Source organism: Pseudomonas oryzihabitans, assembly GCF_014522265.1.
GTDB classification, from domain to species: domain Bacteria; phylum Pseudomonadota; class Gammaproteobacteria; order Pseudomonadales; family Pseudomonadaceae; genus Chryseomonas; species Chryseomonas aestiva.
Map to the genome: position 1 here is coordinate 2,366,624 of NZ_CP017024.1, position 23,221 is coordinate 2,389,844.

Genomic DNA, 23,221 nt, shown 5'->3' on the forward strand with positions numbered 1-23,221 from the left:
GACCTCTCGCCGCATCCCTGCGGCTCGACCCACTCCACGACACTGGCGTTCGCCCTCCTGAACTGGGCGATTCGCCAGCCTGAAAGTGTTAGTTGAAGAGCCATAACCGTCCGTAGCGTGGACAACGGCGAAGCCTTGTCCACTGTCCAAGGCCAGACTCACCCGTGGAAATCATTACTGGGGTTTGAGCCTGTTGAAATCGCGCCCATGCCGGTGCGCCGTAGCGACCACTCCTACAAGCTGAGTCCAACCCTGTAGGAGCGGCCCATGGCCGCGATAACACAGTTGCACCTATGGGCGCTGGGCTTCGGCGGTTGATAGCTGTCACAGCCTCAGGCTGGAGTCCCGTCCCCGTCGGTGAGGCCGAAACGTGGGGACAGCGTTTTTGGTTACTTTTGTTCGGGACGCGTAGTCCGGGGCGCGCAGCCGCGATTGGCAAAAGTGACTCGCCCGGGTGGGCGAAACAGAATCTTCCCCCAAATTCGATAAGCAGCCAGAACACCGATAAGCCAGACCTGACGCACCGCTCTGTTGGGCTTCGCTCCGCTCAGCACCAGCCTACGTCAGCCGGTCTTCGGCGCGCCGACCCTTCCCTACGAAATCCCCCGCCACTGCCGCGGACTCACCTGAAACCACCGCCGGAACGCTCGCGAAAAGGCACTCGTCTCCGAATAGCCCAGCAGCGGCGCCAGGTCGCTGACCGGCAGCCGCTGCCGCAGGTAGTGCTGAGCCAGGTCGCGGCGAACGCCCTCGACCAGCGCCGAGAAGCTCGCGCCCTGGTCGCGCAGGCGCCGTTGCAGCTGGCTGGTGGAAAGGTCCAGGCGCTGGGCGATGGACTCCAGGCTGGGCTCGCCCAGGGGCAGCGCCAGGCGCACCGAGGCACGGACCTCTTCGAGCAGCTCCATCTGCGGCAGGCGCTGGCCGAGTTGGCGGATGGCGTCCTGTACCACCAGCAGGAGCAGCGGATCATGGTCGGGCATGGCGCGGTCGCGCAGGTCGGCCTTGGGCACCAGCATGGCGTTGCAGGGCTGGCCGAAGCTGACCGGGGCGTCGAATAGCCGGCGGTGCTCGTGCCAGCCCTCGGGGCGCGGGTGTTCGAACTGCACCGTGCGCGGTGCCCAGGTAGCGCCGAGCACATGGCGCAGCAGGTTGAGCAGCATGCCCAGGGTCAGCTCGGCGTCCTGGCGGCGGGCGACGATGGCGCCGTGGCGTACCTGGTAGTCGAAGCGCCAGCACTCACCGGCGTCCACCAGCTGGATCAGGGTGCTGTGCTGGTGGAAGGGAAAGGCGCCGGCGAAGTTCTGCAGCGCCGCCTCGGCAGTGGGCGAACAGAGCCCCACGTAGCCCAGCAGGCCGAGCATCTGCGGCTTGAACTGCCCGCCGTAGTGCAGGCCGAAATTGTCGCAGCCGGACTGGGCGGCGGCCTCTTCCAGGACCCGGCAGTAGTTGCCCAAGCCGAGGCTCAGCGTCGGGTGCTGCAGCTGTTCGGGATCGATGCCGGCGGTGCCGAAGATGCGGTCGACGTCACCGCCGTGGCTGGTGATGACGGCGTCCAGGCCGCTGGCGGCGGCGGAGAGCACGCCAAGGTTGCGCGACGGTGCGGTCAGGGCGGCAAAGCCGGAGGCGGCCAGGGGCATGGTGCGGGTCCAGGGAGGAGATCGGCATGAATGAAGCAAAGGCTGTGCCCCGGGGTGGAAAGCGGTCCTCCAGTGCGGCTGGAACGCCGAGGCCTTCACGTTATCGAGCGCCTTGGCGTGCTTCATCGCGGGGCGAGTGGTCGGGCATCGCACCAGCGTGGTGCGGTCTCGGGTAGCACCCTGGGAAGAGGGGTAACGCCGACTTGACCCGAGGTCACGGCGACCGTGCCAAGCGGTCAAGTCGGCACGGCCCCGAGCTGTTTAAGCTCGAAAAAGCCGGGCGTCGCGGGATCGCGGTGACCCATTCGGATCACGTCGCTACACGGGGAGTGGCCTGTCATGACCAACGAGAAACTCAAGCCGACCCTCGGCACCCTGCACCTCTGGGGCATCGCCGTGGGGCTGGTGATCTCCGGGGAATACTTCGGCTGGAGCTACGGCTGGGGCGTCGCCGGGACCCTGGGCTTTCTGATCACCGCGCTGGTGGTGGCGGTGATGTACACCTGCTTCATCTTCAGCTTCACCGAACTGACCACCGCCATTCCCCATGCCGGCGGGCCCTTCGCCTACAGCCGGCGCGCCTTCGGTCCTACGGGGGGTACCATCGCCGGCATCGCCACCCTGATCGAATTCGTCTTCGCGCCGCCGGCCATCGCCATGGCCATCGGCGCCTACCTCAACGTGCAGTTTCCCACCCTCGATCCCAAGCTTTGCGCGGTGGCGGCCTATTTCATCTTCATGACGCTGAACATCCTCGGGGTGAGCATCGCCGCCACCTTCGAGCTGGTGGTCACGGTGCTGGCGGTGATCGAGCTCTTGATATTCATGGGGGTAGTGGCGCCGGGCTTCAGCCTGACCAACTTCACCAGCGGTGGCTGGGCTGGCCAGGATCAGTTCTCCCTGGCCGCGGTGGGTGGCATGTTCGCCGCCATTCCCTTCGCCATCTGGTTCTTTCTCGCCATCGAGGGCGCGGCCATGGCCGCCGAGGAAGCCAAGGACCCCAAGCGGACCATTCCCAAGGCTTACATCGCCGGCATCCTCACCCTGGTGACCCTGGCCATCGGCGTGATGATCTTTGCCGGCGGGGTGGGCGACTGGCGCGCCCTGTCCAACATCAACGACCCGCTGCCGCAGGCCATGAAGGGCGTGGTGGGCGAGGGTTCGGTGTGGCTGCACCTGCTGGTGGGCATCGGCCTGTTCGGCCTGGTGGCCAGCTTCCACGGCATCATCCTCGGCTATTCCCGGCAATTCTTCGCCCTGGCTCGTGCCGGCTTCCTGCCCCGCGGCCTGGCCAAGCTGTCGCGCTTCCAGACCCCGCACCGGGCGGTGCTCGCGGGTGGCGTGGTGGGCATCGCCGCCATCTTCAGCGACGGCGTGATCAGCCTGCAGGGCCTGACCCTGACCGCCGCCATGATCACCATGAGCGTGTTCGGCGCCATCGTCATGTACATCATGAGCATGCTCAGTCTGTTCAAGCTGCGCCGTAGCGAGCCGAACCTGGAGCGTACCTTCCGCGCCCCGGGCTATCCGGTGGTGCCGGCCATCGCCCTGGTGCTGGCGGTGGTCTGCCTGGTCGCCATGGTCTGGTACAACCCGGTGATCGCCAGCGTCTTCGTGGTGCTGATGGTGATAGGCGCGCTGGTCTGCGGTCTCAGCCGTAGACAGGGCGACATTGCACCCGACGCTGCCTTCGGCGAGGCCTGAGCAGCGCAACCCGAGGAGGTAGCATGAGCGGTTTCCAGCACAGCGTGGGCGGCCAGACCTGGCGTTTCGCCGATCTCAAGGAGCTGCTGGCCAAGGCCACCCCGGCGCGTTCCGGGGACGTCCTGGCCGGGGTCGCCGCCGGCAGCGACGTGGAGCGGGTGGCGGCGCAGATGGCGCTGGCCGAAGTGCCGCTCAAGCACTTTCTCAGCGAGGCGGTGATCCCTTACGAGGCCGACGAGGTCACCCGGCTGATCCTGGATACGCACGATGCCCAGGCCTTCGCCCCGGTCGCCCACCTCACCGTGGGCGGCTTCCGCGACTGGCTGCTGGGTGCGGCGGCCGACGAGACCAGTCTCGCCGCCCTGGCCCCGGGGCTGACCCCTGAGATGGTGGCCGCGGTGTCCAAGATCATGCGCATCCAGGACCTGATCCTGGTGGCGCAGAAGGTTCGGGTGGTGACCCGCTTTCGCAATACCATCGGCCTGCGTGGACGACTGTCGACCCGGCTGCAGCCCAATCATCCCACCGACGATCCGGCCGGCATCGCCGCCAGCGTTCTCGACGGCCTGCTCTATGGCAACGGCGATGCGGTGATCGGCATCAACCCGGCCACCGACAGCACCAGCGGCATCTGCGAACTGCTGAAGATGCTCGACGCCGTGATCCAGCGCTACGAGATTCCCACCCAGTCCTGCGTGCTGACCCACGTCACCACCAGCATCGCCGCCATCGAGCGCGGCGCGCCGGTGGACCTGGTGTTCCAGTCCATCGCCGGGACCCAGGGCGCCAACGAGAGCTTCGGCATCAGCCTGGCGCTGTTGCAGGAAGGCTACGAGGCCGGGCTGTCGCAACGTCGCGGCAGCCTGGGCGACAACCTCATGTATTTCGAGACCGGGCAGGGCAGCGCCCTCTCGGCGGGGGCCCACCATGGCGTCGACCAGCAGACCTGCGAGGTGCGCGCCTACGCCGTGGCCCGTCAATTCAAACCGCTGCTGGTGAATACCGTGGTCGGCTTCATCGGCCCCGAGTACCTCTATAACGGCAAGCAGATCATCCGCGCCGGGCTGGAGGATCACTTCTGCGGCAAGCTGCTCGGCGTGCCCATGGGTTGCGACATCTGCTACACCAACCATGCCGAGGCCGACCAGGACGACATGGACATGCTGCTGACCCTGCTGGGCGCGGCGGGCATCAACTTCATCATGGGCATCCCGGGGTCGGACGACGTGATGCTCAACTACCAGACCACCTCCTTCCACGACGCCCTCTACGCCCGCCAGGTGCTGGGCTTGCAACCGGCGCCGGAATTCGCCGCCTGGCTCGACCGCCTGGGCATCCTGCGCCTGGAAGACGGCCGCTTTCGCCTGGGCGAGGGCTTGCCGGCGCCGTTCCAGCGGGCGCTGGCGCAGATTTAGGGAGGATCGCGGCCATGGCGGTTTGCCGATGCGGCCTTATCGCGGCCATGGGCCGCTCCTACAGGGATAGATGCTCTCGTAGGAGCGGCCCATGGCCGCGATGAACCTAATAGCTGAGGAGTCTTGCCGATGAAGCCTAACGACACCGCCCGTCCCGACCCCTGGGCCGAATTGCGTCGCCTGACCCCGGCGCGCATCGCCCTGGGCCGCGCCGGCACCAGCCTGCCCACTGCCGCCCAGCTGGACTTCCAGGCCGCCCATGCCCAGGCCCGCGATGCCGTGCACCTGGCCTTCGATCACCAGGCGCTGCGCGAAGGCCTGACTGCCCAAGGCCGCGAGACCCTGGTACTGAAGAGCGCCGCGCCGGATCGCCACACCTATCTGCAACGGCCGGATCTGGGGCGCAAGCTGTCCGCGGAGTCCGCTCGCGAACTCGGCGCCTATGCCGCCGAGCATCCCGAGGGCTTCGACGTCGCCGTAGTCATCGCCGACGGCCTCTCGGCCCTGGCGGTGCATCGCCATGCGCTGCCGTTCCTGGAGCGCCTGGTCGACCAGGCCGGGGCCGAGGACTGGCGCTGGGCACCGGTGACCCTGGTGGAGCAGGGCCGGGTAGCCGTGGGTGATGAAATCGGCGGGCTGCTCAAGGCGCGCCTGCTGGTGATGCTGATCGGCGAGCGCCCTGGTCTGAGTTCGCCCGACAGCCTCGGCCTCTACTTCACCTACGGCCCGCGCCCGGGCCTCAACGACGCCTATCGCAACTGCATCTCCAATGTGCGGCTGGAAGGCCTCGCCTATGGCCTGGCGGCGCACAAGCTGCTCTACCTGATGCGCGAAGCGGATCGCCGCAAGCTCTCCGGCGTGCAACTCAAGGACGAAGCCGAGGTGCCGCTGCTGGAGGGTGACGAGGAGAACGCCCGGATCGGCAACTTCCTTACCGCTCAATGAGCGGGACTGGCCGTCATCCTGCCTTGAGCGTCTTGCGCAGGAAGTACCGCGCAAAGCCCGGCGGATAGTCCGCCAGTTCGCCGAACACCTCGTAGCCCAGCCGCTCGTAGAAGCCGCGGGCCTGGAATTCGTGGGTGTCGAGCCAGGCGCCGTGGCAGCCGCGGGCCAGGGCTTCGGCCTCGGCGCGCCGCAGCAACTCGCGGCCGGCGCCCTGGCCGCGAGCGGCTTCCTCCACCGCCAGCAACTGCACATAGAGCCAGCCATAGCTGGTGTAGCCCCAGAGTCCGCCGAGGGATTCGCCGCCACGGGTCAGGCTGATGACCAGGGCCCGGTAGCCGCTCGGGCCAGCCTGGCTGTCGTTGTAGCGTCTCAGCGGCGCGGCGATGGCCTGGCGCAGGTCTTCGCGCGCTTCGTCGGTCAGGTGGTAGTCCAGTAGCGCTGCGGGCATGGCGATGGTCTCTGGAAGGGTCTGCCCGAGCATAGCGCAGCACCGCTGCGTGACCGCCGGGTTCTGCCGCTTTCGCCGCGCCGGCCTTGGGGTAGCATGACCCTTTGCCCATTTCGCGGGGGAGCCATGGACATACGTGAAGGTCGCGCCCGGGTCGGTGCTCTCGAACTGGCCTATGAGGACTGGGGCGATCCCGCCGATCCGCCGCTGCTGCTGATCATGGGCTTTGGCGCCCAGCTGCTGCTCTGGCCGGAAGGCTTCTGCGAGGCCTTGGTACGCCGGGGCCTGCGGGTGATCCGTTTCGACAATCGCGACGTCGGCCAGTCCTCGCGGCTGAGCTGGCCGGGTGGACGGCCGCCTTCGCTGTGGCCGGTGCTGGGGCGGGCGCAACTGGGCAAGCCCAGTGCGGTGCCCTATCGCCTGGAAGCCATGGCCGCCGATGCGGTCGGGCTGCTCGATCACCTGGGGCTGGAGCGCGCCTTCGTGCTGGGCGGCTCCATGGGCGGCATGATCGCGCAGATCCTCGCCGCCGACTGGCCGCAGCGGGTCGCGCGGCTCGGCATCCTGTTCTCGTCGACCAATCAGCCGCTGTTGCCGCCGCCCTCGTTCAGGCTGCTTGGCAGCCTGCTGCTGCGGCCGCCGACCGATCTGCCGGCGGAAGCGGCGCTCGCCCGGCAGAAGGCCCTGCTGCGCGGTATCGAGAGCCCGCGCTATCGGCAGCGCGAGGTGGATCTCGAACGACTGGTGCAACGGATCCTGGCGCGCGGGGTGGATGTGGACGGGGTGCAGCGGCAGCTGTTCGCCCTGCTCGGCAGCGGCGATCTGCGGCCCTTTGCCCGGCGCATCCAGGCGCCGACCCTGGTGGTCCATGGGGCGCGGGATCCGCTGTTGCGTCCGGCCTGTGGCCGCGCCGTGGCCCGGACCATTCCCGGTGCCCGCTTCGAGTTGATACCCGACATGGCCCACGACCTGCCGGCACCGCTCTGGCCGAGACTGAGCGAGCTGTTCGCCGACTTCTTCCTGGCGCCCTGAGCCGGGCTTCAGCCTCTGAGGCGCGGGCGCAGCCCGTCGATGAGCAGGGTTTCCAGGCCGCGCAGAACCTCGTCGAAGAAGGCTGGATCCTGCAGGGTACGGCCACAGAGTGCCTGCACCTGGACCCTGAAGTCCGCATAGTGTTGGGTGGTGGCCCAGAGGCTGAACATCAGCTGGTACGGGTCCACCGGTGCCAGCCGGCCGGCATCGATCCAGGTACGGATCACCCGGGCCTTCTCGTCTATCAGATCGTGCAGGCTGCCCTGCAATTCCGGCAGCAGCAGCGGCGCGCCCTGGACCATCTCCAGGCAGAACAGCCGGGACTCGGCGGGATAGTCGCGGGACATCTCCAGCTTATGGCGCAGATAGCCGCGCAGGGCGTCGAGGGGATCCTGGTCTTCGCTGAAGGTGCGCAGGGGACTCAGCCAGGTCGCCAGCAACTGGCGCAGCACGGCGACATAGAGCTCTTCCTTGCTGCTGAAATAGTAGAGCAGGTTGGTCTTGGAGACGTCTGCCTGCAGGGCCACCTGATCCAGGCTGGCGCCGTGCAGGCCGAAGCGGGAAAAGATATCGAGCGCGGCGCCGAGGATCTGGGCGCGCTTGGCTTCTATCTGACGCTGCCGGCGTTGCTGGGCGGCAGGGCTGGGTTGACGCGGCTTGCGTGGCGGAGGATCACTGGCCTGACTCACGAACTGCTCCTTGGGCCTTCTTGGACATCTGACGCGGACCGACCGCTGGACGAGCAGGAGGGCCGGCTTCAGGCGCGGTCGTTGAGATTCGCACCTTCCTGGTGACGAATCGTCGGCGGACGCCAGAGGGTAGCGCGCCGGTCTCCAAACTCTAGCATGGCCCGACATCCTGCATGCCCCAGATTCGGGCGCCTTGCACAAACTAGGTGCTCTGATCTGGACCAAATGGTCTGGATATATTTCTAGATTTCCCCCAAGTGTTTGATTGGCTTGAAATTTCAAGACTTGGCAAGCTTTCTGCTCCGATCCTGCAGCCACGGCGCATCTCGATGCGCCTCGATTCCTGACTGCGGGAGAGTGCGAGCGATGAACATCGGTGTCTTCATTCCCATCGGCAACAACGGCTGGCTGCTGTCGGAAAACGCGCCCCAGTACCGGCCCACCTTCGAGCTGAATCGCGAGATCGTGCAGCGCGCCGAGCACTACGGCTTCGACTTCGCCCTGTCGATGATCAAGCTGCGCGGCTTCGGCGGTAAGACCGAATTCTGGGACCACAACCTGGAGTCCTTCACCCTCATGGCCGGGCTGGCGGCGGTGACCTCGCGCATCAAGCTGTTCGCCACCGCCGCGACCCTGACCCTGCCGCCGGCCATCGTCGCGCGGATGGCCGCCACCATCGACTGCATTTCCGGTGGCCGCTTCGGCGTCAATCTGGTCACCGGCTGGCAGAAACCCGAATACAGCCAGATGGGGCTCTGGCCGGGGATGAGTTCTTCGCCAGCCGCTATCAATACCTCGGTGAATACGCCCAGGTGCTGCGCGACCTCTGGGGCACCGGCCAGTCGGATTTCCAGGGCGCGCACTTCCGCATGGAGGACTGCCGGGTCAGTCCCCAACCCCAGGCGCCCATGGAGATCGTCTGCGCCGGGGCGAGCGACGCCGGCCTGGCCTTTGCCGCCGAACACGCCGATTACAGCTTCGTCTTCGGCAAGGGCGTCAACACGCCCAAGGCCTTCGCCCCGGCGGTGGAGCGGCTGCAGGCGGCCACCGCCAAGACCGGGCGCGAGGTCTCTTCCATCGCCCTGTTCATGATCATCGCCGCCGAGACCGACGAGGCCGCCCGCGCCAAGTGGGAGCACTACAAGGCCGGTGCCGACGAGGAGGCCATCGCCTGGCTGGGCGCCCAGGCCGCCGCCGACACCAAGTCCGGCAGCGACACCAACGTGCGGCAGATGGCCGATCCGACCTCGGCGGTCAACATCAACATGGGCACCCTGGTGGGTTCCTTCGCCAGCGTGGCGCGGATGCTCGACGAGATCGCCGAGGTGCCCGGAGCCAGTGGGGTGCTGCTGACCTTCGACGACTTCGTCCAGGGCGTGACCGACTTCGGCGAGCGTATCCAGCCGCTGATGCAGAGCCGTCGTCACGTCGACCTGCTCAAGGAGAGTGCCTGATGAATGCCGTGGAAACCCTGGCGGGCTATGCCTTGCCTGCGAGCGACACCGAAGCCGTGACGCTGCCGGCGCGACCCGAACCGCTGCGGCTCAAGGCCAGCGAGACCGCCCTGATCGTGGTGGACATGCAGAATGCCTATGCCAGCCAGGGTGGCTACCTGGATCTGGCCGGTTTCGATGTCTCGGCCACCGGCCCGGTGATCGAGAACGTCGCTGCGGTGGTGGAGACCGCCCGCGGCGCGGGTATCCAGGTGGTCTGGTTCCAGAATGGCTGGGACCCGGAGTATCGCGAGGCGGGCGGGCCGGGTTCGCCCAACTGGCACAAATCCAATGCCCTCAAGACCATGCGCAAGCGACCCGAACTGCAGGGGCAGCTGCTGGCCAGGGGTGGCTGGGACTATGCCCTGGTCGACCGGCTGCAACCGGCGGCCGCGGACCTGGTGGTGCCCAAGACCCGCTACAGCGGCTTCTACAACACCCACCTGGACAGCCTGCTGCGCGCCCGTGGCATCCGCAATCTGGTGTTCGTCGGCGTGGCCACCAATGTCTGCGTGGAGTCGACCCTGAGGGACGGCTTCTTCCTCGAATACTTCGGCGTCTGCCTGCACGACGCCTGCCATCAGGCCGGGCCTCGTGCGGCCCACGAGGCCGCACTGTTCAACATCGAGACCTTCTTCGGCTGGGTCGCCAGCTGCGCCGACTTCCACACCACCTTCGCCAAGGACTGAGCCACCATGCCCAAGCAAGCCGTGATCCCCGCCGGTACCGGTACCCCCATCGCCCCCTTCGTGCCCGGCAGCCTGGCCGATGGCGTGCTCTATGTCTCCGGCACCCTGCCGTTCGATGCCGAGAACAACGTGGTCCACGTCGGCGACGCCGCCGCCCAGGCACGCCACGTGCTCACCACCATCCAGGGCGTGGTGGAGGCGGCTGGCGGCAGCATGGCCGACGTCACCTTCAACATGATCATGCTCACCGACTGGGCGAACTACGCCGCCATCAACGCGGTGTACGCCGAATTCTTTCCCGGCGAGAAGCCGGCGCGCTATTGCATCCAGTGCGGCCTGGTGAAGCCCGACGCCCTGATCGAGATCGCCAGCATCGCCCATGTCGGCTAGCTCCCGCGCCGTACCTACCCCCTCTCCCTCTGGGAGAGGGCTGGGGTAAGGGAAGCCCCAACCACTGAACCACCGAGGACCGCCCATGCACTTCGAACTCCATGGCCGCCAGGACCCGGCGGCCGAGACCCTGCTGCTCAGCTCCGGGCTGGGCGGCGCCGGGGCCTTCTGGGCGCCGCAGCTGGCGGCCCTCGGCGAAAGATTCCGGGTGGTGGTCTACGACCAGACCGGCACCGGCAGCAGTCCGGCCGACCTGCCGGCGGACTATCGCATCCAGCATATGGCCGAGGACCTGCTGGCCCTGGCCGATCGCCTGGAACTGCGCGAGTGCCTGTTCATGGGCCATGCCCTGGGCGGTCTGGTGGGCCTGCAGGCCAGTCTGCTGCGTCCGGGCCTGATCCGCCGCCAGGTGCTGGTCAATGCCTGGAGTCGACCCAATGCGCATACCGCGCGCTGCTTCGCCCTGCGCCAGCGCCTGCTGCGCGACAGCGGCGCCGCGGCCTATGTCCAGGCCCAGGCGATCTTTCTCTATCCGGCTACCTGGATCGCCGAACACGGCGAGCGCCTGGCCGCCGACGAAGCCCATGCCCTGGCGCACTTCCCCGGCGAGGCCAATGTCCTGCGGCGCATCGGCGCGCTGCTGGCCTTCGACCTGGACGCCGAGCTGGCGTGCATCCCGGTGCCGACCCTGGTGCTGGCCAATCGCGACGATGTCCTGGTGCCCTGGACCTCGTCCCAGCGGCTGGCCGCGGGTCTGCCCCGGGCCAGCTTCCAGTTGCTGGAGTGGGGCGGCCACGCCTCCAGCGTCACCGATTCCGCCACCTTCGACCGGGTGGTGCTCGACTATCTCAGCCAAGATCTGGAGGCGTAACGCCATGTCCGTTGCCCATGCCTTGCCCCTGTCCGCCGCCAGCCCCGCCGCCCCGGTCGAACGCGACCTCTTCCGCGGGGCCATGGCGCGCCTGGGCGCCGCGGTCACCCTCGTCACCACCGATGGTCCGGCCGGCATGGCCGGCTTTACCGCCACCGCCGTGTGCAGCGTCAGCGATACCCCGCCGACCCTGCTGGTCTGCCTCAACCGCAGCGCCTCGGTGCACCCCGCCTTCAGTGCCAACGGCGTGCTCTGCGTCAACGTCCTGGCCGCCGGCCAGCAGGCGCTGGCCAACCTCTTCGGCGGTAAGACCGCCATGGCCGAACGCTTCGCCGCGGCGCGCTGGACCCGCCTCGCCACGGGGCACCGGTGCTGGACGGTGCCCTGGTGGCCTGCGATTGCCGCATCGCCGAGGTGCAGTCGGTGGGTAGCCACGACCTGCTGCTCTGCGAGGTGCTGGGGGTGGCCGAGCCGGGTGGCGAAGGCGGATTGCTGTACTTCGACCGGCGTTATCACGAGCTGGCTTAGCCAGGGCTGCCGGACTTCGGCGCTGGCGCCGTCTCAGCGCCAACCTGCGTCAGAACGTCCGACGAACCCGCTCCTCAGGTGCGCACCAGCAGGGCCTTGTCGCCCCCTTCACGCACCCAGAAGAGCGTCGCCCCGGCCACGGCGGCGGGCATGAACAGGGCGTTCAGGCCGGGCACCAGCAGCGCAAGGTAGGTCACCCCGCCAAAGCCCAGGCAGCGCAGGCGGCGGGTGCGCAGCCAGGCGAGCATGCTGCGGAAATCCAGCTGGTGGTTGTCGGCGGGGAAGTCGATGTACTGCACCGCCATCATCCAGACGCCGAACAGGATCCACAGCGGCGCGGCGATCAGGTTCAGACCGGGGATGAAGGTCAGCACCAGCAGGCCCAGCGCACGCGGCAGGTAGTAGCCCAGCTTGCGCAGTTCACGCTGCAGGGTGCGCGGCACCATGGTGACCAGTTCGGCGAGATTGAACGGCGGGAAATCGTCCTGGCCGCGTACCATGACCTCGACCTTTTCCGCGAGAAAGCCGTTGAAGGGCGCCGCCACCAGGTTGGCCAGCATCGTGAAGGTAAAGAAGATGATCGCCAGCAGCAGGAGCACGAACAGTGGCCAGAGCAGCCATTCGACGAAGCTCGCCCAGGCCGGCAGGCTCGGCATCAGCTGCTCCAGCCAGCCCTCGAAGCCGCGCACGGCAAAGGTGAGGATGGCCGCGTAGAGCAGCAGATTGATGGTGAGCGGGATGACCACGAAGCGGCGCATGCCGGGGCGAGTCACCAGGCGCAGCCCTTCGGCGAAATAGGCGGAGCCGGACAGCGGAGCGACAGCCATGAAGATTCCTGACGGGGAGCGGGAATGCACAGCTTACCTCAGGGCTCGATTGCCGCAGCGGTCGACATAGGCGCGCCCTATGGTCTGGATTTAGAATGGTCGCTTCTGTGGAGGGGCGGTACCCGTTAGGCTGAGCCCCATCCCTGGACCCGGTGTCCGCCTATCGGCGCCGGTCGCGCCGTCGCCAGGAGCGACCGGCGCTGCGGAACGGCTCCGCACGCACACCGGCCGGCATGCCCATGGGGCGCGCCGGCCTCTCTACTCTTAGGTCTGCCGGAGATCCCGGCAGGGAGAATGTCATGTCTGAAGCCAGCACCTCGCGCCATTCGCGCCTCATCATCCTCGGTTCCGGTCCGGCCGGTTATACGGCTGCGGTCTATGCCGCCCGCGCCAACCTCAAGCCGCTACTGATCACCGGCATGCAGATGGGTGGCCAGCTGACCACCACCACCGAGGTCGACAACTGGCCGGGCGATCCCCACGACCTGACCGGTCCGGCGCTGATGGAGCGGATGCGCGAGCACGCCGAGCGCTTCGAGACCGAGATCGTCTTCGACCACATCAATGCCGTGGACTTCGGTGGCAAGCCCTACACCCTCAAGGGTGACAGCGCCACCTACACCTGCGACGCCCTGATCATCGCCACCGGCGCCAGCGCCCGCTACCTGGGCCTGGCCAGCGAAGAGGCCTTCATGGGCAAGGGCGTGTCCGCCTGCGCCACCTGCGACGGCTTCTTCTATCGCAACCGCGAGGTGGCGGTGGTCGGCGGCGGCAACACCGCAGTCGAGGAAGCCCTGTACCTGGCCAACATCGCCAGCAAGGTGACCCTGATCCACCGCCGCGAGACCTTCCGCGCCGAGAAGATCCTGCAGGACAAGCTGCGCGCCCGGGTCGCCGAAGGCAAGATGGCGCTCAAGCTCAACGCCAGCGTCGACGAGGTGCTGGGTGACAACATGGGTGTCACCGGGGTACGGATCAAGAACAACGATGGCAGTACCGAAGAGCTGCAGGTGGCCGGTCTGTTCGTCGCCATCGGCCACACGCCGAACACTGGGCTGTTCGAAGGCCAGCTGGACAGCCACGACGGCTACCTGGTGGTGAAGGGCGGTCGCGAGGCCAATGCCACCGCCACCAACGTACCCGGCGTGTTCGCCGCCGGCGACGTGGCCGACCACACCTATCGCCAGGCCATCACCTCGGCCGGTGCCGGCTGCATGGCCGCCCTGGACGCCGAGCGCTACCTGGACGGCCTGGGCGATCTGCAGGTCCTCTGAGGCTGAGCAGCGTCTGACAAAGAAAACCCCGGCACTGGCCGGGGTTTTTCGTTTTCGGGGCCTTCCGGCGTGCGCCGGGGTCCGGCTTGGCGGCCTTGACGACCCTGCTGGAAATGCAGCGAGCCGCGGCCGATTGGTCGGGGCTCGTGGTTTGGGGTTTTCCCTCACCCCGGCCCTCTCCCAGGGGAGAGGGGGAAGGCGGACCTCTTACTTGCCGTATACCGGCAGGCGGGCGCAGACGGCCTGCACCTTCTCACGCACGGCGTCGATCACGGATTCGTCGCCCATGTTGCCGAGGATGTCGCAGATCCAGCCGGCCAGCTCGCGGCACTCGGTTTCCTGGAAGCCACGGGTGGTGACGGCCGGGGTGCCGATGCGCAGACCGGAGGTGACGAAGGGCGAGCGCGGATCGTTCGGCACCGAGTTCTTGTTCACGGTGATGAAGGCGCGACCCAGGGCGGCGTCCGCGTCCTTGCCGGTGATCTCCTGCTTGATCAGGCTGAGCAGGAACAGGTGGTTGTCGGTGCCGCCGGATACGACGTCGAAGCCGCGCTCGATGAACACGCCGGCCATGGCCTGGGCGTTCTTGATCACCTGCTGCTGGTAGGTCTTGAACTCGGGCTGCAGGGCTTCCTTGAAGCACACCGCCTTGCCGGCGATGACGTGCATCAGCGGACCTCCCTGGGCGCCGGGGAAGACCGCCGAGTTGAGCTTCTTCTCGATGGCTTCGTTGGCCTTGGCCAGGATCAGGCCGCCGCGCGGGCCGCGCAGGGTCTTGTGGGTAGTGCTGGTGACCACGTCGGCGAAGGGTACCGGGTTCGGATAGACACCGGCGGCGACCAGGCCGGCGAAGTGGGCCATGTCGACGAACAGGTAGGCACCCACGGCATCGGCGATGGCGCGGAAGCGGGCGAAGTCCAGCACCTGGGAATAGGCGGAGTAGCCGGCGACGATGACCTTGGGCTGGTGCTCGCGGGCCAGGCGCTCGACTTCGGCGTAGTCGATCAGGCCCTGCTCGTCGATGCCGTACTGCACGGCGTTGTACAGCTTGCCGGAGGAGGACACGGTAGCGCCGTGGGTCAGGTGACCGCCGTGAGCCAGGCTCATGCCGAGGATGGTGTCGCCGGCTTCGATCAGCGCCAGGTACACGGCCGAGTTGGCCTGGGAGCCGGAGTGCGGCTGGACGTTGGCGTAGTCGGCGCCGAACAGCTGCTTGGCGCGGTCGATGGCCAGTTGCTCGACCACGTCGACGTATTCGCAGCCGCCATAGTAGCGCTTGTGGGGATAGCCTTCGGCGTACTTGTTGGTCAGCACGCTGCCCTGGGCTTCCATGACCGCCGGACTGGTGTAGTTTTCCGAAGCGATCAGCTCGATGTGATCTTCCTGACGCTGGGCTTCCTGCTGCATGGCGGCATACAGGTCGGCGTCGAAGCGGGCGAGGGTGGTTTCACGGCTGAACATGGCGGCAGGGTCCCCTGAGGCATGGCGAAGAGCGAGCCCGATCGGGCTCGTGAGGGGCGACATTCTACCCCATCGCGGGAACTCTGAGGTATGAGCGCCGGTCATGCGCCGCCGCCATCGGTCTCATGTCAGGACGGGGAACAGCCCCTGGTGCTCCAGCCGCTCGCGCAGCAGATCCGGCGGCAGCGGACGGTCGAAGAGGAAGCCCTGCACCTCGTCGCAGCCATGGAGGCGCAGGAATTCCAGTTGCGCCGGCTCCTCGACGCCCTCGGCGATCACCGAGAGATTGAGGCTGTGGGCCATGGCGATGATGGCCCGGGCGATCTGCGCATCCTGCTCGCCGTGGGGCAGGCCGTCGACGAAGCTGCGGTCGATCTTGAGGATGTCGATGGGGAACTGCTTGAGGTAGTTGAGCGAGGAATAGCCGGTGCCGAAGTCGTCGACCGCGATGCACAGGCCCAGGCTCTTGAGTTCGCCCAGCAGCTGCAGGGCCTCGCCGACGTCGCGCATCAGGATGCTTTCGGTCAGTTCCAGCTCCAGGCAGGCCGGCGCCAGGCCGGTCTCGGCGAGGATCTCGGCGATGCGCTGGCCGAGCTGGCCATCGCTGAACTGGCGGGCGGAGAGATTCACCGAGACCTTGGGAATGCGCACCCTGGCCGCGTGCCATTCGCGCATCTGCCGGCAGGCTTCGCGAATCACCCAGTCGCCGACCTGGACCACCAGGCCGATCTCTTCCAGCACCGGGATGAATTCCGCCGGCGAGACGTGGCCGCGCACCGGATGCTCCCAGCGCAGCAGGGCCTCGACCCCGGTCAGGCGCCGGTTGTCGCAACGGTACTGCGGCTGGTAGTGCAGGCGGAATTCACCCTGCAGCAGGGCGTGCCGCAGATCGGCTTCCAGTTCCAGGCGCTCCAGGGCGCGGGCGTTCATCTCGGCCTGGTAGAACTGGAAGTTGTTCTTGCCCATCTCCTTGGCGTGGTACATGGCGGTGTCGGCGTTCTTCATCAGCTGGCTGAGTTCATGGCCGTCCTGGGGCGAGAGGGCGATGCCGATGCTGGCGGAGACGAAGAATTCGCGGCCTTCGAGCACGAAGGCCTCGGACAGCTGGGAGAGGATCTGCTCGCCGACGCGGATCGCCTGGGCCAGGGCGACCTCGCGGCTTTCCAGACCGGACAGCAGCAGGGTGAATTCGTCGCCACCCATGCGCGCCACGCTGTCCTCGGTGCCGACGCAGGCGGTCAGGCGCATGGCCACGTCCTTGAGCAGGCGGTCGCCGGCGGCGTGGCCGAGGCTGTCGTTGATCGGCTTGAAGCGGTCGAGGTCGAGGAACATCAGCACCACCCAGCTGCCGTTGTGGCGGCTCTGCTGCAGGGCGTTGTGCAGGCGATCCTGGAACAGGGTGCGGTTGGGCAGCAGGGTCAGGGCGTCGTAGTAGGCCAGGCGGTGGATGCGCCTTTCGCTGGCCTTGCGCTCGCTGATGTCGACGAAGAAGCAGACATAGCTCATCAGGTCGCCGTCGTCGTCGCGGATGGCGGTGATGCCGACCCAGGAGGGGTAGGGCTCGTTGTCCTGGCGGCGCTGCCAGAGTTCGCCTTCCCAGCTCTCCTGGGTGCGCAGCTGCTGCATCACGTGCTGCAGCTGGTTGGCTTCCTGCTTGTCCGCGCAGAGCATCATCGGCTGCTGGTCGAACACCTCTTCGGGACTGAAGCCGGTGATGCGGGTGAAGGTGCGGTTGACCCGCACGATGTAGCCGGCCGGGTCGGTGACCAGGATGGCGCCGGCGGAGTGGTCGAACACCGTGGCCGCCATGCGCATGTCCTTTTCCGTGCGGCGCTGGGCGGAGATGTCGCGGCAGATGCCGAGCAGACCGGCGAAGCGCTCGTGGTCGTCCCATAGCGGCTTGAGGCGCAGCTCGATCTGCAGGGTGTGGCCCTGGGCGTGCAGGCAGTCGAGCAACAGGGGCGCGAAGTGTTCCCGGCGCAACTCGGCCAGGGCGCGCGGATTGTCGAGGCTGCGCAGCAGCCGCTGCAGGGTGCGGCGCACCTCCTGCCACTGGCGCGAGTGCACCACCAGTTCGGCCAGGGTGCGCTGTTGCAGCTCGCCGACGGGATAGCCGAGCAATTCCTCCACCGAGGGACTGATGTAGTTGAGCACCAGCTGGGCGTCGGTGGTGAAGATGACGTCGCTGATGCTTTCCGCCAGCTGCCGGTAGCGATTCTCGCTTTCGCGCAGGCGCTCGCTGGCCCGCACCATGTCGGTGACATCCAGGGCCAGCCCGACCACGCTTGCCGCGGTGCCGTCCGCCGCACGGGCGAGGCGCTGCTCGCGCACGTCGAACCAGCGCCAGCCGCCGTTGCGGTGCTGCCAGCGCAAGAGGCTGCTGCTGGGCTGGTCGGAGAGCGTCGGCCGCATGCTCACCACCCGCTCGTGCAGTTCGAGGTCATCCGGGTGCAGGCGCGCGCGCCCGAGGCTGGCGAAGGCTTCCGGCGGATAGCCGAGCTTGAGGGCCAGCGAACGACTCTCGTAGGTCAGCTCGCCGCTGGCCACGTCATAGGTATAGAGGGTGTCGGGGATGGCGCTGATCAGATTCGACCAGAAGCTGTCGCGCTCGAGCAGGCGCAATTCGCCGAGCTTGCGCTGGGTGATGTCGTTGAGGCTGAGCAGGGTCGCGTCGAGGTGCCGGGGGTCGGCTGGCAGGTGCATGGTCAGCCAGAGGTGCCGTTCGCCCTCGGCAGTGCCGATGCAGGTCTCGAGTTCCAGTACCTGCTGGCCGGAGAGCAGGCCGGCCAGCAGGCGGTATCTCTTGCCACCGAGCTGGACGCGGGAGTCACCCACCAGCCGCGCCCAGGCCTGGTCGAGGTGCTCGATGCCGAGCATTTCCAGGGCGCGCTGGTTGATCTCGGTGATGCGCACCTGGCGGCCCAGGCTATCCAGGACTTCGGGCTCGCGGGCGAACAGCTCCGCCAGTTGCTCGGGGCGCTCCAGGCCGAGGGCCTGCATGTGCGGCTGGACGGCGCTCAGATCCACCACGCAGATGCCGGTGTGCACCCCGTTGAAGATGCTTTCGTAGCGCTGCCGGGTGGTCTGGATGGTCTCCAGGTTGCGCTGCTGTTCGGTGACGTCGCGCAAGACCCAGACGAAGCCATCCTGGGTCTGGGTGCGGTCGCGCAGGACCCGGACACTGGGCTGGCTGTCCGCCAGGGCGTGGCAGCTGACCGCGAAGCGCCGCGGCTGGCCTTCCACCGCCAGGGTGACCAGGGCGCCGCTGTCACGCTCGGCGGCCGTCAGGGCGACCAGCTCGGGCAGCAGGCTGGCGAGGAAGAATTGCTGGGCGTCATTGGCGGCGATGCCCAGCAGCCGCGCGGCAGTGGCGTTGACATGCACCAGGCGACCATCGGCCTGGGTCATGCAGACGGCTTCCTCGATCCCGTTGAGCGCGATGCCGGCCAGGCGCAGGCCGCGTCGCGAGGCGAGGGTCAGGGCGCGCAGGCCACGTTCTTCGCGCAACAGCAAATAGAGCAGGATGACGGCCACCAGGCCGGACAGGCTGAACAGCGCCAGGCGGCCGAAGGAGGCCCCCAGCAGCGTGGTGCCCATGTCTTCGGCGGGATGGCTGCCCACTACCTGCCAGTTGCTGTAGGCCAGCTCCTGGCGTACCTCGTCGACGCTGTTCGCCGCCGGGGCTTCTCCGCCGCGGAACAGCAGGGTGCCCTGGGAGCGATCTTCCAGACGCCAGTCGAGGCCGGACGGTACCCGGGTCGGCCGCCACAGGGGTTCGAGCAGGGGGGCGCTGGTCAGCACCCACCAGCCATTCTGCAGTTGTGGATCGCCGGCCAGCAGCACATAGAGGGGCGCCGCGGTGGCCTGACCGTTGTAGCCGTAACGGAAGTCGGCCTGGCCGGCGCGCGCGATCAGTTGCTGGATGAAGGCGGCGTCCGGCGTATCGCCCAGGCGCGCACTGCGCAGGTTGGCGTTGGCCGGCAGCCAGCGTACCTGTTGCAGTCCGGGAAAGAAGTCCTTGAGGCCGAGCAGCAGATTGGGGGCCAGCGGCAGGGTGGGGTCCAGCGACCAGCGCAGGGTGCTGCGCACCGCCTGGGCCTTGAGCGCCAGCCCGAATTCGACGGTGTTGGCCAGCTGTCGGGTCAGGCCATCCAGCTGTTCGCGCCGCAGCGTCTCGCGCTCGGCCACGCTGGCGAGGGCCTGCCAGAACATCAGGGCCAGCATGGCCACCAGCGAGAGGATCAGCAGACCGCGGGTCAGGCGTCGCGAAGCGGGGGCGAGCGGCTCTTCCGGCAGCGAGGAGGGCGGGCTGTTCACGACGGACTGCGTTCCTGCAGAGGCGATGGCCGTTCGGCTGCGCCCGATTCCGCGGGGCAGGGATGGCCTATGATAAGGGACCGGACGGTGTCTCCGCCGGTTTTTTCCGCGTGATCAGCACCGGCGCTTTCGTCGCGCGGGGTTTCGACAGCGTTCGCTGCTGACGCCATACTGTGTCCCCTGTTTTTCATTCCGGTCCCAAGGTCCCACCATGGCTCAATACGTCTACACCATGCACCGGGTCGGCAAGGTCGTGCCGCCCAAGCGTGAAATCCTCAAGAACATCTCCCTGTCGTTCTTTCCCGGCGCCAAGATCGGCGTGCTCGGTCTGAACGGTGCGGGTAAATCGACGCTGCTGCGCATCATGGCCGGCGTCGATACCGAGATCGAAGGTGAAGCGCGGCCGATGCCCGGTATCAATGTGGGTTATCTGCCGCAGGAACCGAAACTTGATCCCGAGCAGACAGTTCGTGACGTGGTCGAGGAAGCGGTCGGTCAGATCAAGCAGGCCCAGGCCCGGCTGGACGAGGTCTATGCCGCCTACGCCGAGCCGGATGCCGACTTCGACGCCCTGGCCGCCGAGCAGGCCAAGCTGGAAGCCATCCTCCAGGCCGCCGACGGCCACAACCTGGAGCGCCAGCTGGAAGTCGCCGCCGATGCCCTGCGCCTGCCGGCCTGGGACGCCAAGGTCGGCGTGCTCTCCGGTGGCGAGAAGCGCCGCGTTGCGCTGTGTCGCCTGCTGCTGTCGGCCCCCGACATGCTGCTGCTGGACGAACCCACCAACCACCTGGACGCCGACTCGGTGGCCTGGCTGGAGCACTTCCTCCACGACTTCCCCGGGACCGTGGTGGCCATCACCCACGACCGCTACTTCCTCGACAACGTCGCCGGCTGGATCCTGGAACTGGACCGCGGCCAGGGCATCCCCTTCGAAGGCAACTACTCCGGCTGGTTGGAATCCAAGGCCGCGCGCCTGACCCAGGAAGCCAAGCAGGAAGCCGCCCACGCCAAGGCCATGAAGGCCGAACTGGAATGGGTGCGCTCCGGTGCCAAGGCCCGCCAGTCCAAGTCCAAGGCCCGCCTGCAGCGCTTCGAGGAAATGCAGTCCCAGGAATTCCAGAAGCGCAGCGAGACCAACGAGATCTACATCCCCGCCGGTCAGCGCCTGGGCGACAAGGTCATCGAGTTCAAGAACGTCAGCAAGGGCTATGGTGATCGCCTGCTGATCGACGACCTGAGCTTCGTGGTGCCCAAGGGCGCCATCGTCGGCGTCATCGGCGGCAACGGCGCCGGCAAGTCGACTCTGTTCCGCATGATCATGGGCAAGGAGCAGCCGGACGCCGGCAGCATCGAGATCGGCGACACCGTGCAACTGGCCAGCGTCGACCAGAGCCGCGAGAATCTGTCCGACACCAAGACCGTCTGGGAGCAGGTCTCCGACGGCTCCGACGTGATCAAGATCGGCAACTACGAGGTGCCTTCGCGCAGCTACGTGGGTCGCTTCAACTTCAAGGGCGCCGACCAGCAGAAGTTCGTCAAGGACCTCTCCGGCGGTGAGCGCGGTCGTCTGCACCTGGCGCTGACCCTCAAGCAGGGCGGCAACGTGCTGCTGCTGGACGAACCCTCCAACGACCTGGACGTGGAAACCCTGCGCGCCCTGGAAGACGCCCTGCTGGACTTCCCCGGCGCGGCCATCGTGATCTCCCACGATCGCTGGTTCCTCGACCGCATCGCCACCCACATCCTCTCCTACGAGGACGATTCCAACGTGGTGTTCTTCGAAGGCAACTACACCGAGTACGAAGCCGATCGCAAGAAGCGCCTGGGCGAGGCCGCGGCCCAGCCCAAGCGGGTCAAGTACAAGAAGCTGGCCTAAAAAGCTCTCCACGATCTGCTGCGCGTCGGCCAAACGGCGTTGAAAATGCCCTGGGTGGCCAGCCCCGTCGGAATGCTCATTTACCGGTGTGGGCTCCGCTTCCTCAGGGGTTTTCGCAGGGCCGCCTAGGCCTTGTTTGTCTCTAGCTCGCGAGATCGTGAATAGCTTCTCAAGCGCCAAGCGAAACGCCGGCAGGGAAACCTGCCGGCGTTTTCTTTTGTCTCACGCTATATACTTTAGGCTATAACGCCCTGGCGGATCGGATCCGCCGCCCCCAGGATCAGGCCGGGACCCCCAGGATCACATGAGACGCCTTGAACACCGCCGTAGCGGCCACGCCCGGTGCCAGCTGCAGCTCCTGCACCGCGTCACGGGTGACCATGGCCACTACGCGGCTGCCACCGGGCAGGGCGATGACCACCTCGGCGTTGACCGCGCCATCGCTGATGCTCTCCACGGTTCCGGCCAGGCAGTTGCGCGCCGACAGGCGCAGTCCGCTATCGGCGCTCATCACCATCACCCAGGGCGCCTTGACCAGGGCCACCGCCGACGTGCCCGGCGCCAGCTCCAGGCTCTTCACGCTGTCCAGGGTAACCACGGCCACCAGCTCGGTACCGCCGGTCAGGGTAAGGGTCACCTCTGCATTCACCGCGCCTTCGCGCACCTGGCTGACGGTTCCCGGGAAGACATTGCGGGCACTGACCTTCATTGGATATCGCTCCTGAACGTTGGGGAAGAGGCAGAGGGCGCCACTCTAGGTCGGAGCGTTGTAGTCATACAACCCGGACGCCGGGAGTCCCTGACATGAGCGCCTCGCCCTTCATTGCCCATCTGTCGCTGGAAAGCAGTGTCGGCGCCGAGCTGACCCAGACCCGCATTCGTCTGCTGGAGGCCATCGCCGCCACCGGCTCCATCAGCCAGGCGGCCAAGCGGGTGCCACTGTCCTACAAGGCGGCCTGGGACGCGGTGGACCAGATCAACAACCTCTCCGCCCAGCCCCTGGTCGCCCGCAGCACGGGGGTAGCGGTGGCGGCGGCACCCGGCTGACCGCCTATGGCCAGCGGGTGGTGGCCTTCTATCGGGCGCTGGAGCAGCACTACCAGAACACTTTGGACCAGGTGGCGGCCGGACTGGACGAGGCCAGTCGCACCGAAGTGGCCGATTTTCGCCAGTTGCTGCTCAACCTCAACTGGCGCAGCAGCGCCCGCAACCAGTTTTCCGGCGTGGTCGAGGCGCTCGAACAGGGCGATGTGGAAAGCGCCGTGGTGCTGTGCCTGGACGATGCCACGCGACTCACTGCCCTGGTCACCCGCGACAGCGCCGCGCAGCTCGGCCTGGCGCCAGGTCGCGCCGTGGTGGCCCTGGTCAAGGCTTCGGCAGTGCTGATCGGCACCGATCCGGGGCTGCGCCTGTCGGCGCAGAATCTGTGGTGGGGAGAGGTCGAGCGCGTCCATGAGGGACCGATCAACCACGAGGTGGTGCTGGCGCTACCGGCCGGTCGCCGCGTCACCGCCACCCTGACCGCCACTAGCAGTCGCCAGCTGGGACTCGTCCCGGGCCTGGCCGCCTGCGCCTGTTTCAGCGCCGCCAGCGTCCTGCTGATGAGCGCATCCTGACCATCCCAA

At 67.3% G+C, this 23,221-nt stretch carries 18 protein-coding genes and 2 pseudogenes; 13 read left to right on the top strand and 7 right to left on the bottom strand.

Annotated features, from left to right (window positions below):
* Positions 1-593 precede the first annotated feature (593 nt).
* Complete coding sequence (gene qhpR / locus BGI51_RS10915; protein ID WP_187981137.1) at positions 594-1,637, bottom strand: AraC-like transcriptional regulator QhpR; 1,044 nt, start codon at positions 1,635-1,637, stop codon at positions 594-596.
* A 339-nt stretch (positions 1,638-1,976) separates the two neighbouring features.
* Between qhpR and eat the strand changes: the two genes are divergently transcribed.
* The 3 genes from eat (at position 1,977) to eutC (ending at position 5,701) form a co-directional block, all read left to right on the top strand.
* Positions 1,977-3,341 (top strand): ethanolamine permease, encoded by a 1,365-nt coding sequence (eat, locus tag BGI51_RS10920; RefSeq protein ID WP_187981138.1) that lies wholly within the window; start codon positions 1,977-1,979, stop codon positions 3,339-3,341.
* Positions 3,342-3,364: 23 nt separating this feature from the next.
* Positions 3,365-4,756, top strand: a complete 1,392-nt coding sequence (locus tag BGI51_RS10925) for an ethanolamine ammonia-lyase subunit EutB (RefSeq protein WP_187981139.1) — start codon at positions 3,365-3,367, stop codon at positions 4,754-4,756.
* A 129-nt stretch (positions 4,757-4,885) separates the two neighbouring features.
* Positions 4,886-5,701 carry an ethanolamine ammonia-lyase subunit EutC gene (gene eutC / locus BGI51_RS10930; RefSeq protein ID WP_187981140.1) on the top strand — a complete coding sequence of 272 codons (816 nt, stop codon included), beginning with the start codon at positions 4,886-4,888 and terminating at the stop codon, positions 5,699-5,701.
* Positions 5,702-5,714: 13 nt separating this feature from the next.
* Here the strand turns inward: eutC and BGI51_RS10935 are convergent, their stop codons facing one another.
* Positions 5,715-6,149, bottom strand: a complete 435-nt coding sequence (locus BGI51_RS10935) for a GNAT family N-acetyltransferase (protein ID WP_187981141.1) — start codon at positions 6,147-6,149, stop codon at positions 5,715-5,717.
* A gap of 126 nt (positions 6,150-6,275) precedes the next feature.
* Between BGI51_RS10935 and BGI51_RS10940 the strand changes: the two genes are divergently transcribed.
* Positions 6,276-7,181, top strand: a complete 906-nt coding sequence (locus BGI51_RS10940) for an alpha/beta fold hydrolase (RefSeq protein ID WP_187981142.1) — start codon at positions 6,276-6,278, stop codon at positions 7,179-7,181.
* A gap of 8 nt (positions 7,182-7,189) precedes the next feature.
* Here BGI51_RS10940 and rutR read toward each other — a convergent pair whose 3' ends face one another.
* Positions 7,190-7,870: an HTH-type transcriptional regulator RutR gene (rutR, locus tag BGI51_RS10945; RefSeq protein WP_133862169.1), complete on the bottom strand. Its 681-nt coding sequence runs from the start codon at positions 7,868-7,870 to the stop codon at positions 7,190-7,192.
* 366 nt (positions 7,871-8,236) lie between these two features.
* Here rutR and rutA point away from each other — a divergent pair.
* The 5 genes and pseudogenes from rutA to BGI51_RS10970 all read left to right on the top strand — a co-directional run bounded on the left by rutA (position 8,237) and on the right by BGI51_RS10970 (position 11,841).
* Positions 8,237-9,324, top strand: a pseudogene (rutA, locus tag BGI51_RS10950) (pyrimidine utilization protein A).
* Positions 9,324-10,052 carry a pyrimidine utilization protein B gene (gene rutB, locus BGI51_RS10955; protein WP_133862167.1) on the top strand — a complete coding sequence of 243 codons (729 nt, stop codon included), beginning with the start codon at positions 9,324-9,326 and terminating at the stop codon, positions 10,050-10,052. The pseudogene rutA and the gene rutB overlap by 1 nt, the downstream one beginning before the upstream one ends.
* Positions 10,053-10,058: 6 nt before the next feature.
* Entirely contained in the window at positions 10,059-10,442 is a 384-nt protein-coding gene (gene rutC, locus BGI51_RS10960; protein WP_187981143.1) for a pyrimidine utilization protein C, read from the top strand.
* Positions 10,443-10,527: 85 nt separating this feature from the next.
* Complete coding sequence (gene rutD / locus BGI51_RS10965; protein WP_187981144.1) at positions 10,528-11,313, top strand: pyrimidine utilization protein D; 786 nt, start codon at positions 10,528-10,530, stop codon at positions 11,311-11,313.
* Positions 11,314-11,317: 4 nt separating this feature from the next.
* Positions 11,318-11,841 (top strand): annotated as a pseudogene (locus BGI51_RS10970) (flavin reductase).
* A 74-nt stretch (positions 11,842-11,915) separates the two neighbouring features.
* Here BGI51_RS10970 and cysZ read toward each other — a convergent pair.
* Positions 11,916-12,668, bottom strand: a complete 753-nt coding sequence (gene cysZ, locus BGI51_RS10975; RefSeq protein WP_187981145.1) for a sulfate transporter CysZ — start codon at positions 12,666-12,668, stop codon at positions 11,916-11,918.
* A 299-nt stretch (positions 12,669-12,967) separates the two neighbouring features.
* Here cysZ and trxB point away from each other — a divergent pair, with 299 nt between their 5' ends.
* On the top strand, positions 12,968-13,942 hold the full coding sequence (gene trxB, locus BGI51_RS10980) for a thioredoxin-disulfide reductase (protein WP_133862163.1): 975 nt from the start codon (positions 12,968-12,970) through the stop codon (positions 13,940-13,942).
* Positions 13,943-14,149: 207 nt separating this feature from the next.
* On the opposite strand, the gene glyA is transcribed toward trxB, so the two are convergent.
* Both glyA and BGI51_RS10990 read right to left on the bottom strand, forming a co-directional pair.
* Positions 14,150-15,403, bottom strand: coding sequence for a serine hydroxymethyltransferase (glyA, locus tag BGI51_RS10985; RefSeq protein ID WP_187981146.1), 1,254 nt, complete (start codon positions 15,401-15,403; stop codon positions 14,150-14,152).
* Positions 15,404-15,526: 123 nt separating this feature from the next.
* Positions 15,527-19,720, bottom strand: a complete 4,194-nt coding sequence (locus BGI51_RS10990; protein WP_187981147.1) for a sensor domain-containing protein — start codon at positions 19,718-19,720, stop codon at positions 15,527-15,529.
* A gap of 211 nt (positions 19,721-19,931) precedes the next feature.
* Here BGI51_RS10990 and ettA point away from each other — a divergent pair, with 211 nt between their 5' ends.
* Complete coding sequence (gene ettA / locus BGI51_RS10995) at positions 19,932-21,596, top strand: energy-dependent translational throttle protein EttA (RefSeq protein WP_158893649.1); 1,665 nt, start codon at positions 19,932-19,934, stop codon at positions 21,594-21,596.
* 280 nt (positions 21,597-21,876) lie between these two features.
* On the opposite strand, the gene BGI51_RS11000 is transcribed toward ettA, so the two are convergent.
* Positions 21,877-22,305: a TOBE domain-containing protein gene (locus BGI51_RS11000; protein ID WP_187981148.1), complete on the bottom strand. Its 429-nt coding sequence runs from the start codon at positions 22,303-22,305 to the stop codon at positions 21,877-21,879.
* Between the two features lie 95 nt (positions 22,306-22,400).
* On the opposite strand from BGI51_RS11000, the gene BGI51_RS23470 reads away from it, so the two are divergent.
* Together BGI51_RS23470 and BGI51_RS11005 are read left to right on the top strand one after the other, a co-directional pair.
* Positions 22,401-22,643, top strand: a complete 243-nt coding sequence (locus BGI51_RS23470; RefSeq protein WP_252977268.1) for a winged helix-turn-helix domain-containing protein — start codon at positions 22,401-22,403, stop codon at positions 22,641-22,643.
* Between the two features lie 17 nt (positions 22,644-22,660).
* Positions 22,661-23,212 carry a TOBE domain-containing protein gene (locus BGI51_RS11005; protein WP_252977269.1) on the top strand — a complete coding sequence of 184 codons (552 nt, stop codon included), beginning with the start codon at positions 22,661-22,663 and terminating at the stop codon, positions 23,210-23,212.
* Positions 23,213-23,221 lie beyond the last annotated feature (9 nt).